Genomic DNA, 12203 nt, shown 5'->3' on the forward strand with positions numbered 1-12203 from the left:
CGGGGCGGGGCGCCTTCGGGCGCCCCGCCCCTCGGCGTCCGGGGATCCGTCCTAACCGGTCCTACTGCGGCAGGTCGGACTGGCCGGGCAGGCGGATGGTGGCCAGCGCCCCGGGGCCGCCGTCCCGGGCGGGGCCGAGGGCGACCTCGCCGCCGGTGTCCTGGATCGTCTGGGCGACGATCGACAGCCCGAGGCCGGAGCCGGGGAGCTGGCGGGAGGACGGGGAGCGCCAGAACCGGTCGAAGACGTAAGGGAGTTCGTCCGGCGGGATGCCGGGGCCGTGGTCGCGGACGGTCAACGTGCCCTGGTGGAGGGCGACTTCGATGGTGCCGCCGGGCGGCGAGTACTTGACCGCGTTGTCCAGGAGGTTGATCACGGCACGGTCCAGGGCCGGGCCGTCGCCCCGTACGTACCACGGGTCCAGCTCGACCGCGAAGGTCAGGCTGGGGCCGCGCAGCCTGGCCCGTTCCACGGCGCGGGCGGCGATGTCGTGCAGCGCCAGCACGGTCAGGTTCTGGCCGGGCTTGGGGGAGTCCGGGCGGGACAGCTGCAGCAGGTCGCCGATCAGCACGGTGAGTTCCTGCATCTGGGCCTTCATGTTGCCCAGCAGCTTGGTGCGGGTGGCGGGCGGCAACGGGCGGCCGGTCTCGTCGCTGCGGATCATCAGGTCGACGTTGGTGCGCAGCGAGGTGAGCGGGGTGCGCAGTTCGTGGCCGGCGTCGGCGATCAGCCGGGTCTGGCGCTCGCGGGAGTTCAGCAGCGCGGTGGACATCGAGTTGAAGGACGTGGCCAGCCGGGCGATCTCGTCGTTGCCCTGGACCGGGATGGTGGTGCCGACCTCCTCGGTACGGGCGATGTGCTCCACCACGTCGGTGAGTTGGTCGACCGGCTTGAGCGCCTGCCGGGCCACCAGGGTGCCGGTCACCCCGGCACCGACCACGCCGAGGCCGGCGACGCCGATCAGGAGCAGGCCGAGGCCGCGCAGTGCGTTCTCCTGGTTGGCCGTCTCGTTGGCCACCAGCATCACGAACGGCTTGGCCGTCCCGTCTTCCATCGCCAGCGTCACCGGTGACTGGCGGACCAGGGCGGGGCGTCCGTTCTCGTAGCTGCCTTCCCGAAAGGTGTAGGAGAGGCCGGAGTCGAGGCGGCTGAGATCGGAGGGGTCAACATTGATGATCTTGGTTGAGCCGGTCGGGAAGCAGACCATGCCGTCGGCAGCGACGAGTTGGACGTCCCACTTGTTCGGGAATGGATGGGCCGGCCGAATGCTGTCCAGCTGTTTGGAGCGGCTGAGAGCTTGGTAGGCGGTCGATCCGCAGCTGAGCAAACCCTTCGGGGAAGCCGGCTTCTCCTGCGGGAGGACCGGCCTGGGGGGAGCCTCCTGCAGGGTCTGCTTCACCTGCTTGTACAGCTGGTCCTTGACCAGGAACCAGCACGCCAGGGCGGACAGCGCGATCGCCACCGCCACCGCGGCGGCGGTGAGCATGGCCAGCCGGCTCCGCAGGGAGCGGGAGCGGAACCAGCCGGTCAGCCGGTGGAACAGTCTCACGCCGCGGCGCCCGCTGCGGTGCGCAGGGCGTAGCCGACGCCGCGGACGGTCTGGATCAGGCGGGGCATGCCGCCCTGTTCGGTCTTGCGGCGCAGGTACATGACGTAAACGTCCAGCGAGTTGGAGGAGGGCTCGAAGTCGAAGCCCCAGACCGCCTTGAGGATCTGCTCGCGGGTGAGCACCTGGCGGGGGTGCGAGAGGAACATCTCCAGCAGCATGAACTCGGTGCGGGTGAGCTCGATGGACTTGCCCTCGCGGCTGACCTCGCGGGTGGCGGTGTTCATCCGCAGGCCGCCGAAGGCGAGTACGTCGCTGTCGCTGTCCTCGGCGGCCGCGCGGGCGGCGGCCTCGTTGGCGATGGCGCTGCGGCGCAGCAGGGCCCGGACCCGAGCGAGCAGTTCGTCCAGTTCGAACGGCTTGGCGAGGTAGTCGTCGGCGCCGACGTCCAGGCCGGTGACCCGGTCGCCGACGGCGTCGCGGGCGGTGAGCATCAGGACGGGCACGGCGTCGCCGCGGCCCCGCATCCGGCGGACGGCGGTGAGGCCGTCCATCCGGGGCATCATGATGTCCAGCAGGACGAGGTCGGGCCGCTCGCGCTCGACGGCGTTCAGCGCCTCGTAGCCGTCGGTGGCGGTGGTGACGTCGTAGCCCTCGAAGGCGAGGCTGCTCTCCAGGGCGTCCCGCAGGGCGGGCTCGTCGTCGACCACGAGGATGCGGGCGGTGGAGCCCGCGGCCTCGGCGAAGGTGCGGTCGTCGGCGGGGGGAGTCATGGGCCGGTGGCCTTTCTGCGTCCGGGTGTCCTGAGCAATTGTGCGTCGACCGGGCCGCGAACACGGCGGGTTGCGACAGCTTCGGTTGACGGTCAGAGGGTCTGACCGGCCTGGAGCTTGGGCAGCAGCCGCTTGATGTCGTTGATCGGGATCGCGAAGCCGAGGCCGACGCTGCCCGCGTTGTCGCTGCCCGTGTCACCGGAGTTGCTGTCCGAGTACATGGCCGAGTTGACGCCGATCACCTGGCCGCCGGCGTTGATCAGCGGACCGCCGGAGTTGCCGGGGTTGAGCGCGGCGTCGGTCTGCAGGGCCTTGTAGTTGGCGGTGTCCCCGCCGGGGGCGGAGCCGGTGCGCTGGCCGGGGAGGAACGGGGAGCCGAAGCCGCCGTTGTCGCGGGTGGAGCCCTCGTCGACCTGGACGGTGACCGGGCGGTCCTTGGCGCTGATGATGCCGGAGGTGACCGTGCCGGTCAGGCCCTCGGGGTTGCCGATGGCGACCACCGGGTCGCCGATCTGCATGCTGTCGGAGTCGCCGAGGGTGGCGGGGGCGAGGCCGCTGACACCGGAGGCGTTGATCACCGCGACGTCCGTGGACTTGTCGGTGCCCTTCACGGTGGCGCTCGCGGTGCTGCCGTTGTGGAAGGTGACGGTGATCTGGCCGTCGTCGCCGACCGCGCCGGAGATGACGTGGTAGTTGGTGAGGATCTGCCCGTCGGAGGTGAGGACCACGCCGGTGCCGGTCGCGGTGCCGGTGCTGGACTTCACGGTGATCTGGACGACGCTCGGGGAGAGGGCGGCGGCGATCGCGGCCACGTTGCCGGTGGAGCTGGAGGAGACCGGGCTGACCACGGTGGAGGCGGCGGGGCCGGCGGCGGTGGCCCGGTGGCCGACCAGCGCGCCTCCGGCCGCTCCGCCGAGCACGGCGGCGATCGCGGCCACGGCGGTGACCAGGGCGAGCCTGCCCTTGAGCAGGCCGCGCACGGCGTGGCGGGCCGGGGCCTGCGGTGCCTCGACGGCGGGGAGCGGGGCGGTCGGGAACCCGGCCTCCGGGGCCGGGGACTCCTCGGGGGCGGGCCAGTGGCCGTAGCGGTATGAGGCGTTGCTGTCCGACCCGGTGAGGTACGGACCGGTGGCCGCCTGCTCTTCGTTGGTGCGGTGCTGATCGCTCATGGATCCAACGTCGGCCCGCTGGATGAAGATCTGATGAGAACCGACTTTGAACCTGCCGAGAAGCCTGTTGGCTTCTCATAAAGCCAGGTCAGCGTACGGATCAACCGGTGTGCCGGATCAGCTCCCGGAAGCCCCGTCGCAGCCGCAGGAACGCCGTACCACCAGGCGCGACGGGAACTTGCGCACCCGCTCGGTGTCGGAACCCGGGACCATCAGCGAGTCGTCCAGCACCAGGTCGACCGCGGCCCGGGCCATGGCGTCCCGGTCGGAGGCCACCGTGGTCAGCGGCGGGTCGACGAACGCCGCCTCGGGCACGTCGTCGTAGCCGGCCACCGCCAGGTCCTCCGGCACCCGCAGGCCGACCTCACGCGCGGCCCGCAGGACACCGATCGCCTGGTCGTCGGTGGAGCAGAAGATGGCCGGCGGGCGGTCGGGGGAGCGCAGCAGCTCCACCGCGACCTGGTAGGCGCCGTAGCGGTTGAACGGGGCGTCCAGCAGGTGGGGCTCGGTGGGCAGGTCGTGGGCGTCCATGGCCCGCTGCCAGCCCTCGACGTGGTCGATGACCGGGTCGCCCGGCGCGGGCGCCTCCACCGGGCCGCCGAAGCAGACCACGTACGGGTGCCCGTGGTGCTCCAGCAGGTGGCGGACGGCCAGCTCGGCGCCGGCCACGTCATCGCTGACCACGGCGACGTCGTCGATCGCCTCGGGGCGGCGGTGCAGCAGCACCACCTTGGCGCCCTCCATGGCGGCGAACTCCTCCGCCGCGCGCTGCGAGGGGCCCTGGCTGACCAGGATCAGACCGGAGACCCGCATGCCGAGGAAGGCGCGGACGTAGTGCACCTCGCGGTCGTCCGCGTAGTCGGAGTTGCCGATCAGCACGAGCTTGCCGCGCTCGGAGGCGGCGCGTTCCACGGCGTGTGCCATCTCGGCGAAGAACGGCTGGCGGGCGTCGGGGACGACCATGCCGATCAGGTTGGTGCGGCGGGAGGCCATCGCCTGGGCGACGCTGTTCGGCCGGTAGCCGAGCTGGTCGATCGCCGCGAGCACCTTCTCCCTGGTCGCGGGCGCGACCGGGCGCGGCCCGTTGTTGATGACGTAGCTGACGACCGCCGTCGAGGTCCCAGCCAGTCGGGCTACATCGTCGCGCGTCACCTTGGCCACGCAGGGAGTCTACGCGGGTCGCACGACAGCGCTATGAGCAGTGTCACGGACGCCACACGTCGGCGACCTCGAACCCGGTGCAGAACCGGACAAGCCGGGCGGCCGCCGTTGCGACCGCCGGGCCCGGCGCCGGGTTCAGGCCTCCTGCGCGGCGGCCGCTCTGGACGGCTCGACGCTCGGCCGCTCGCCCTTGTCCTGGGCCGTCGCCACCACGAAGCGGTAGCCGACGTTGCGGACGGTGCCGATCAGCTGCTCGTGCTCCACACCCAGCTTGGCCCGCAGCCGCCGGACGTGGACGTCGACAGTGCGGGTGCCCCCGAAGTAGTCGTAGCCCCAGACCTCCTGCAGCAGCTGTGCCCGGGTGAAGACCCGGCCGGGGTGTTGCGCGAGGTACTTGAGCAGCTCGAACTCCTTGAAGGTCAGGTCCAGCACCCGGCCCTTGAGCTTGGCGGAGTACGTCGCCTCGTCCACCGAGAGGTCGCCGTTGCGGATCTCCATCGGGCTGTCGTCCGTCGACACCTGGAGCCGGCCCATGGCCAGGCGCAGCCGGGCCTCGACCTCGGCGGGCCCGGCGGTGTCCAGCAGGACGTCGTCGATGCCCCACTCGGCGGTGACGGCGGCCAGTCCGCCCTCGGTGACCACCAGGAGCAGCGGGCAGCCGATCCCGGTGGAGCGCAGCAGCTGGCAGAGGCTGCGGATCTGCGGCAGGTCGCGCCGTCCGTCGACCAGGATCACGTCGGCGCTCGGCGTGTCCACCAGGGCCGACCCCTCGGCCGGTGCCACCCGTACGTTGTGCAGCAGCAGTCCGAGGGCGGGCAGTACCTCGGCGGACGGCTGCAGTGCGTTGGTGAGGAGCAGAAGAGAACTCATACCCGGTGGTCCCCTTTCCGGGTCGTCGCGGTCGCAGCGGGGCGGCTGCCGCCACAGCCGGCAGTGGCGGCTGCGAAGTGAGAGTGAGGTGGGGGAGGACTCTGCACCGGGGACGTTCCGGCCGGTCCGGTGCAGCGCAGGGCGGCGCGGGACGTGCACCGGAGGTCCCGCAACCCCTGCTGCTCCGTTCGTGCCCTGCTCATCCGCGAACCTTCCGGGTCTGCTCCCGCACCGGGTGGCGGCCCGGGGCGGTCCTCGTGGTCGGCGCGGGTGGGGCACCGGCGGTGAGGACGTCCGTGGTGGGTGTCCTGAATGCACAAAAGGACCCGGGGGCGACTCTGCCCGGATCCCTTACGTCCACGAGGATAGCCGACCACTCTGCGCAGCGGGAGAGTGTCCCAGCGTCGGCTGGGCCACACGGCGGCGGCCGGGTCGGCGTCCGGTGGGGCCCGTCATGGACCGGTCTTGACCTGGCCTTGACCCGGTCCTGGTGCGGCCCCGGGGTCGGTTGGGCGGCCGCGCCGACCGGTTCGAGCCGGGCTGTTCCCGGTCGGGGGCCCGCCTCGGTCATCATGGGAGCCGCACCGGCCGCACGGTACGTGTACACCGAACAGTGGCGGCCCGGCATCAGGAGCCGGTCGGCCGCACCGGGCGAGGACGACGAGGAGGGGTTGCCATGGCTGCGACCACCGATGCCGGTGACGCGCTGGACTCGCCCGCGCGAGTGACGTCACCTGAGCGGGTGACGGCGCCGGGAGTCCCGGTGGCGGGGACCATCCGGTACTGGGCCGCCGCCAAGGCGGCCGCCGGGACGGCCGAGGAGCCCTATCTGGCGGCGACGCTCGCCGAAGCACTGGCGGCGGCGCGCGCCCGGCACACGAGTCGTCCGCGCCTGCTCCAGGTGCTCGACCACTGCTCCTACCTGGTGGACGGCGAACAGGTGGGTCACCGGGAGCACGCCGCCGTCCTGCTCACCGAGGGCGGCACGGTCGAGGTGCTGCCCCCCTTCGCCGGAGGGTGAGTCGCCGGCGGGTACGGCCCGGTGAGCGCTCCGCCTGAGGAGAAGGCGGCGCTGCCAGGCAGTGGGTCGGAACCGGACTCCGGTTCGGTTCGTCGTAGGTCCGTACGGTGCTTGGATCGGACGGGGACGAGAGGCACGTCATACATGCGCGGCTTGCTCAAGCTGATCATCGGCCTGGCGGTTCTGCTCGGACTGCTGGTGGGCGCGGACCGGATCGCGGTCGGCGTGGCCCAGGACGAGGCCGCCGACCGGCTGGTCAGTACCGGGAAGATCAGCGGCCGCCCGAAGGTCTCGATCGACGGGTTCCCCTTCCTCACCCAAGCGGTGGCGGGCCGCTTCGACAGCGTCCGGCTCTCGGGTGAGGGCGTGACGGTCAGCGGCGGCCGGGAGAAGGTGCCGCTGCGCTCGTTCAGCATGCAGCTGTCCGGGGTGGAGGTCGGCAGCGGCTACCGCAGCGCCACCGTGCACAGCGGTAGCGGCAGCGGCGTCGTCTCGTACGGCGACGTGGCCAGGCTGGTCTCGGGCACCGAGCAGATCGAGCTCTCCTACGCCGGGCCGGGCGAGGTCGGGGCCTCGGTCGGCGGAATGCCGGTCGGCCAGGGCAGCGTGCACAGCAAGGGCGACACCATCACCGCCGACGGCTTCCGGCTCGGCGGCCTGGGAGCGCTGTTGAACGGGGCCGCGAACGGCCTGCTGGGACCGCGCAGCTTCACCCTGACCGATCTGCCGGCCGGACTGAGCCTGGAGAGCGCGACGCCCGAGCCGGACGGCCTCAAGCTCACCTTCCACGGCAGCGACGTCAAGCTGGTCGGCTGACCCGCACCTGCTCCCCGGGCTCGACCGTCCCCGGCGGGCTGGTCGAACGACTGTCTCCGTATCGCTCTGCGAGACGGACTGTCCAGTGACGAGCCCGCTGAGCTGCCCGAACACCCCTTTTCGGGGATCCTGGAACAGCGTCGAGACGACCCCGCGCATCGGGAAAATTCTGAAATCTCGATATTCGAAACATTTCATCTCAATATTCGACACACTGATGACAGTGGACCGCGCTTGTCCCTAGCATCGTCGGCATGAAGCGACAGGCGGAACTCACGAAGCGGCGGGCGGTAGACCTGTGCCGCGTGGCCGCTTGCCTGTGTCGAATGCGCTGACCGGGCGGTTCTGACCGGCATTTCCGGCCCGCCCGACCCCTTGCCAGCGGTCTGAACTGGCACATTGCCGCCCAGTGCCGTCCGGCATCCCCCGATCTGAGCACGGTGCGACCCGCAATTCCCCTGTCTCGACATCTGGACAGATGCACGGACGGGGCGTAGTCGAGCACTTCCCGAGCAGCCTTCCGCCAACCGCCCCCGGATGGAGAACCCCATGAGCCGCAGCGACGTCCTGGTCGACGCCGACTGGGTCCAGGCCCACCTGAACGATCCGAAGGTCGTCCTCGTCGAGGTCGACGAGGACACCTCCGCGTACGACAAGAACCACATCCGCAACGCCGTCCGGATCGACTGGAAGAAGGACCTCCAGGACCCGGTCCGCCGCGACTTCGTCGACCAGGCCGGCTTCGAGGCGCTGCTCAGCGCCAAGGGCATCGCGGGCGACCACACCGTGGTGCTCTACGGCGGCAACAACAACTGGTTCGCCTCGTACGCCTACTGGTACTTCAAGCTGTACGGCCACGGCGACGTCCGCCTGCTGGACGGCGGCCGCAAGAAGTGGGAGCTGGACTCCCGCGAGCTGGTCGCCGAGGTGCCCGAGCGCGCCGCGACCGAGTACCGGGCGAAGGCCCAGGACACCTCGATCCGCGCCTTCCGCGACGAGGTGCTGGCCGCGATCGGCAACCTGAACCTGGTCGACGTCCGTTCGCCCGACGAGTTCAGCGGCAAGCTGCTCGCCCCGGCGCACCTCCCGCAGGAGCAGTCGCAGCGCCCGGGCCACGTCCCCAGCGCCCGCAACATCCCGTGGGCCAAGAACGCCAACGACGACGGCACCTTCAAGAGCGACGAGGAGCTGAAGGCCCTCTACGAGGCCGAGGGCGTCGACCTGGCCAAGGACACCATCGCCTACTGCCGGATCGGCGAGCGCTCGGCGCTCACCTGGTTCGTGCTGCACGAGCTGCTCGGCCAGCAGAACGTGAAGAACTACGACGGTTCCTGGACCGAGTACGGCAGCCTGGTCGGCGTGCCGATCGAGCTCGGCAACTGATCACCCGGCCCGACACCGGTAACCAGAGGAGAGAAGACATGTGCGGTGCGAAGGCCGGCGGCCCGGACCTGGCAGGAGTTGACGTGGCCAAGGAGACGATCATCCAGGGTTCGGTGACCCGCGACGGCGAGCCGGTGCACGGCTACGTCCGGCTGCTGGACGGCAACGGCGACTTCACCGCCGAGGTGCCCACCTCGGCCAGCGGGCAGTTCCGCTTCTTTGCCCGCCCGGGCACCTGGACGCTGCGCGCGCTGGTGCCGGGCGCGACCGTGGACCGCGTGGTGGTCGCCTCCCCCGGGGCCCAGACCGAGGTCCCGATCGCGATCTGACGCGACTCATCGGCGAACGCGCTGAGGGCCCCTGCCACAGCGGGGGTCCTCAGCCATACCCTGGAGACGTGCAGGCACGTCAGCGCCACATCCGCTACTTCGTCATGATGGGCATCTGCATCGGACTGTTCGTCCTGGCGTGGGGCGTGGTGCGCTTCTGGTCGCTGGCGGCCGCGATCGGGATGTGCCTGGTCGCCATGGTCATCCCGCCGCTCGCGGCCGTCCTCGCCAACCGGCGCGACCGGGACGACGACTGGTGGAACGACCCGCGCTGGGACGACCCCAAGTGGGACCAGCCGGGCCACGACCGGGACCGCCCCGACCACGAGCAGCGCCCCTGAGGGCGCCGTCAGTAGACCAGGGCCTGGACGCCGTCGACCGTGATCTCGCTGACGAACACCTGGGCCCCCGCGATCCGGACCCCGTCCAGGGTGTCCTTCTCGGTGATGTCGCGCCGGGCCGCGCACTGGGTGCAGAGGGTGACGGTGCCGGCCGCCAGGATCGACTCCAGCAGGTCGGGCAGCGGTGCGGCGTGCGGCAGTTCGAACTCCGCCGCCCGTCCCGGCAGGGCGAACCAGGAGGACTCGCCGGTGAGCCAGAGCGAGACCTCGACCCCGCTCGCGACGGCGACCGCCGCCACCGTGAACGCCTGCGAACAGCGCTCCGGAGCGTCCGCCCCGGCCGTGACCTTGATGACCAGCTTCTTCGTCATGACGCCACCATAGCGACGGGAAGTCGGGCCTCGCCGAGACCCGGAGAGGGGTGGCCGATAGACTCTGCGCCGTCGTACTGTCCGCCATCCCCCGCTGCTGGGAGCGCCCCGTGACCGGTCTCGAAATCTTCTTCGACTGCCTGCTTGCTCTCATGGCCGTCCTGATCACCTGGTTCGCCATCTTCTCGGTGATGAAGCTGTACCAGGGCCAGCGCTGATCCCGGCTGCCGTACGGTTGAGTCGAGTCCATCACCGACGACAGCGACCAGGAACATGATCGAGATCCCCTCTGACCTCCACAAGGACGTCGTCCCGCTGGCCTTCCTCCTGGGTACCTGGGAGGGCGCGGGCGTCTACGACTTCCCCGGCACGGAGAAGTGCAACTTCGGCCAGGAGATCATCTTCCGGCACGACGGCCGCCCCTTCCTGGAGTTCCGCTCCCGCACCTGGGTGCTGAACAACGACGGCGAGAAGGTCCGTCCGCTGGAGAACGAGCACGGCTTCTGGCGGATCACCACCAACCCGCACGGCACCAGCGGTGAGCGCGAGATCGAGTTCTCCTCGGTCCGCGACGACGGCACCGTGGAGATCTGGTACGGCAAGCTGCACGACGGCAAGCCGCAGATCGACCTCGCCACCGACGCGGTCGCCCGGATCGAGGGTTCGGCCCCGTACAGCGGCGGCAAGCGGCTCTACGGCCTGGTGAAGGAGGAACTGCTCTGGGTCGGCGAGAAGTCCGCCCCCGAGGTCCCGCTGCGGCCGTACATGTCGGCGCAGCTGAAGAAGGTGCTCAACCAGGCCAAACTGATCCAGGACATCGCGGACCTGCCGGACGACGGCATCGCGTTCTTCCGCTGAGTCGCCGCTGCCGGCCAGGCGGCGGACCGGAGCGTGCGGGGTGGGGACCGGTCGTTCGGCCGGTCCCTACACTTGTCTCACGACCTCGAACCGGGTAGGGACACCACCGTGGCGAACACCGACACTCCCACCGACTGGAAAGCCGACCTGCGTGAGCGCGGCTACCGCCTCACCCCGCAGCGCCAGCTGGTGCTGGAGGCGGTCGACGTGCTCGACCACGCCACGCCCGACGAGATCCTCAGTCAGGTCAGGAAGACCGCCAGCGGCGTCAACATCTCCACCGTGTACCGGACGCTGGAGCTGCTGGAGGAGCTCGGCCTGGTCTCGCACGCCCACCTCGGCCACGGCGCCCCCACCTACCACCTGGCGGGCCGGCACACCCATCTGCACCTGGTCTGCCGGGACTGCGACAAGGTCACCGAGACCGACACCGCGATCGCCGCACCGCTGATCGACAGCCTGCGCGCCGAACACGGATTCGACACCGACCTCAAGCATTTCGCCATCTTCGGCCGCTGCGCCGACTGCACCGCCAAACTGCCCAGGGAACACCCGTAAGCTGACCGGTATGACCGGTACCAAGAGCCCGCTGCTCGCCCTGCCCGGCGCCGTCCCCGCCGAGGGGCCGGACGAGGGCGTGGCCGCCCACTACGGCGAGATCTTCCCCGAGCAGCGGCGGCTGGCCGCCGGCGAGGGCTTCGTGGACCTCTCGCACCGCGGTGTGATCACCGTGAGCGGCGAGGACCGGCTGTCCTGGCTGCACCTGCTGCTCACCCAGCACGTCAGCCAGCTCCCGCCGCACCAGGCCACCGAGGCGCTCATCCTCTCCCCGCACGGGCACGTCGAGCACGCCCTCTACCTGGTGGACGACGGCAGCACGGTCTGGGCGCACGTCGAGCCCGGCACCCAGCAGGCGCTGATCGCCTACCTGGAGAGCATGAAGTTCTTCTACCGGGTGGAGGTCAGGGACGCGACCGCCGACTACGCGGTGGTGCACCTGCCGAACGGATCCTCCGCCTCCGCCGAGGGCGCCGCGGCGGTACGTGAAGTGTCGCCGGGCGGCTCTGCCGCGGGCCCCTACGGGCGCGACCTGTTCGTGCCGCGCGACCGGCTGGAGGCACTTGCCGCCGGCTACGGTCCGGCCGCCGGGATCTGGGCGTACGAGGCGCTGCGGATCGAGGCGCACCGCCCGCGGCTCGGGTTCGAGACCGACCACCGCACCATCCCGCACGAGGTGGACTGGCTGACCACCGCCGTGCACCTGCAGAAGGGCTGCTACCGGGGCCAGGAGACGGTCGCCCGGGTGCACAACCTCGGCCGCCCGCCGCGCCGCCTGGTCTTCCTGCACCTGGACGGCCTGGAGGAGACGCTGCCGCCGCACGGTACCGAGGTGCGGCTGGCGAGCGATCCGGACGGGCGCGCGCTCGGCTTCGTGACCTCCTCGGCGCGCCACCACGAGCTGGGGCCGATCGCGCTGGCGATCGTCAAGCGGAACGTGCCCGTTGACGCGCCGCTACTGGCCGGTACGGTGCCGGCCGCGCAGGAGGTCGTCGTCCCGCAGTAGC

General features: G+C 70.9%; 15 protein-coding genes. 9 read left to right on the top strand and 6 right to left on the bottom strand.

What is annotated here, in order from left to right; genetic code table 11:
* Window positions 1-61 precede the first annotated feature (61 nt).
* The 5 genes from ABD369_RS19605 to ABD369_RS19625 all read right to left on the bottom strand — a co-directional run bounded on the left by ABD369_RS19605 (window position 62) and on the right by ABD369_RS19625 (window position 5519).
* Window positions 62-1549, bottom strand: a complete 1488-nt coding sequence (locus tag ABD369_RS19605; protein WP_344637749.1) for a HAMP domain-containing sensor histidine kinase — start codon at window positions 1547-1549, stop codon at window positions 62-64.
* Window positions 1546-2319 (bottom strand): response regulator transcription factor, encoded by a 774-nt coding sequence (locus ABD369_RS19610; protein ID WP_344637750.1) that lies wholly within the window; start codon window positions 2317-2319, stop codon window positions 1546-1548. Before ABD369_RS19610 ends, ABD369_RS19605 begins: the two co-directional genes overlap by 4 nt.
* Before the next feature lie 92 nt (window positions 2320-2411).
* A complete protein-coding gene (locus ABD369_RS19615; protein ID WP_344637751.1) occupies window positions 2412-3488 on the bottom strand; it encodes a S1C family serine protease in 1077 nt (358 codons plus the stop codon).
* A gap of 117 nt (window positions 3489-3605) precedes the next feature.
* Window positions 3606-4649, bottom strand: a complete 1044-nt coding sequence (locus ABD369_RS19620) for a LacI family DNA-binding transcriptional regulator (RefSeq protein WP_344637752.1) — start codon at window positions 4647-4649, stop codon at window positions 3606-3608.
* Between the two features lie 135 nt (window positions 4650-4784).
* On the bottom strand, window positions 4785-5519 hold the full coding sequence (locus ABD369_RS19625) for a response regulator transcription factor (protein ID WP_344637753.1): 735 nt from the start codon (window positions 5517-5519) through the stop codon (window positions 4785-4787).
* A 775-nt stretch (window positions 5520-6294) separates the two neighbouring features.
* On the opposite strand from ABD369_RS19625, the gene ABD369_RS19630 reads away from it, so the two are divergent.
* The 6 genes from ABD369_RS19630 (at window position 6295) to ABD369_RS19650 (ending at window position 9409) form a co-directional block, all read left to right on the top strand.
* Entirely contained in the window at window positions 6295-6540 is a 246-nt protein-coding gene (locus tag ABD369_RS19630; RefSeq protein WP_344637873.1) for a MoaD/ThiS family protein, read from the top strand.
* A 144-nt stretch (window positions 6541-6684) separates the two neighbouring features.
* Window positions 6685-7356, top strand: coding sequence for an LmeA family phospholipid-binding protein (locus ABD369_RS19635; RefSeq protein WP_344637754.1), 672 nt, complete (start codon window positions 6685-6687; stop codon window positions 7354-7356).
* Between the two features lie 254 nt (window positions 7357-7610).
* The gene (locus ABD369_RS41185; protein ID WP_370118893.1) at window positions 7611-7691 is read left to right on the top strand and encodes an Ms5788A family Cys-rich leader peptide; all 81 of its coding nucleotides are present in this window, start codon (window positions 7611-7613) and stop codon (window positions 7689-7691) included.
* 214 nt (window positions 7692-7905) lie between these two features.
* Entirely contained in the window at window positions 7906-8739 is an 834-nt protein-coding gene (locus ABD369_RS19640; RefSeq protein ID WP_344637755.1) for a sulfurtransferase, read from the top strand.
* Window positions 8740-8777: 38 nt separating this feature from the next.
* A complete protein-coding gene (locus tag ABD369_RS19645) occupies window positions 8778-9068 on the top strand; it encodes a DUF1416 domain-containing protein (protein WP_344637756.1) in 291 nt (96 codons plus the stop codon).
* 68 nt (window positions 9069-9136) lie between these two features.
* Entirely contained in the window at window positions 9137-9409 is a 273-nt protein-coding gene (locus tag ABD369_RS19650; protein ID WP_344637757.1) for a DUF3099 domain-containing protein, read from the top strand.
* 8 nt (window positions 9410-9417) lie between these two features.
* Here ABD369_RS19650 and ABD369_RS19655 read toward each other — a convergent pair whose 3' ends face one another.
* Window positions 9418-9780, bottom strand: coding sequence for a DsrE family protein (locus tag ABD369_RS19655; RefSeq protein WP_344637758.1), 363 nt, complete (start codon window positions 9778-9780; stop codon window positions 9418-9420).
* Window positions 9781-10053: 273 nt separating this feature from the next.
* Between ABD369_RS19655 and ABD369_RS19660 the strand changes: the two genes are divergently transcribed.
* The 3 genes from ABD369_RS19660 to ygfZ all read left to right on the top strand — a co-directional run bounded on the left by ABD369_RS19660 (window position 10054) and on the right by ygfZ (window position 12202).
* Window positions 10054-10638 carry a heme-binding beta-barrel domain-containing protein gene (locus ABD369_RS19660; RefSeq protein WP_344637759.1) on the top strand — a complete coding sequence of 195 codons (585 nt, stop codon included), beginning with the start codon at window positions 10054-10056 and terminating at the stop codon, window positions 10636-10638.
* Between the two features lie 108 nt (window positions 10639-10746).
* Window positions 10747-11196 carry a Fur family transcriptional regulator gene (locus ABD369_RS19665; RefSeq protein ID WP_344637760.1) on the top strand — a complete coding sequence of 150 codons (450 nt, stop codon included), beginning with the start codon at window positions 10747-10749 and terminating at the stop codon, window positions 11194-11196.
* 10 nt (window positions 11197-11206) lie between these two features.
* A complete protein-coding gene (ygfZ, locus tag ABD369_RS19670) occupies window positions 11207-12202 on the top strand; it encodes a CAF17-like 4Fe-4S cluster assembly/insertion protein YgfZ (protein WP_344637761.1) in 996 nt (331 codons plus the stop codon).
* Window position 12203: the final 1 nt, after the last annotated feature.

The organism is Kitasatospora cystarginea, from assembly GCF_039533515.1.
GTDB classification, from domain to species: Bacteria; Actinomycetota; Actinomycetes; order Streptomycetales; family Streptomycetaceae; genus Kitasatospora; species Kitasatospora cystarginea.

Bases quoted from the DNA above. Each gene is read 5' to 3' on its own strand.
- ABD369_RS19660 (WP_344637759.1), top strand. From the start codon at position 10,054: ATGATCGAGATCCCCTCTGACCTCCACAAGGACGTCGTCCCGCTGGCC.
- ABD369_RS19655 (WP_344637758.1), bottom strand. From the start codon at position 9,780: ATGACGAAGAAGCTGGTCATCAAGGTCACGGCCGGGGCGGACGCTCCG.
- ABD369_RS19615 (WP_344637751.1), bottom strand. From the start codon at position 3,488: ATGAGCGATCAGCACCGCACCAACGAAGAGCAGGCGGCCACCGGTCCG.
- ABD369_RS41185 (WP_370118893.1), top strand. From the start codon at position 7,611: ATGAAGCGACAGGCGGAACTCACGAAGCGGCGGGCGGTAGACCTGTGC.
- ABD369_RS19635 (WP_344637754.1), top strand. From the start codon at position 6,685: ATGCGCGGCTTGCTCAAGCTGATCATCGGCCTGGCGGTTCTGCTCGGA.
- ABD369_RS19625 (WP_344637753.1), bottom strand. From the start codon at position 5,519: ATGAGTTCTCTTCTGCTCCTCACCAACGCACTGCAGCCGTCCGCCGAG.
- ygfZ (WP_344637761.1), top strand. From the start codon at position 11,207: ATGACCGGTACCAAGAGCCCGCTGCTCGCCCTGCCCGGCGCCGTCCCC.
- ABD369_RS19610 (WP_344637750.1), bottom strand. From the start codon at position 2,319: ATGACTCCCCCCGCCGACGACCGCACCTTCGCCGAGGCCGCGGGCTCC.
- ABD369_RS19645 (WP_344637756.1), top strand. From the start codon at position 8,778: ATGTGCGGTGCGAAGGCCGGCGGCCCGGACCTGGCAGGAGTTGACGTG.
- ABD369_RS19640 (WP_344637755.1), top strand. From the start codon at position 7,906: ATGAGCCGCAGCGACGTCCTGGTCGACGCCGACTGGGTCCAGGCCCAC.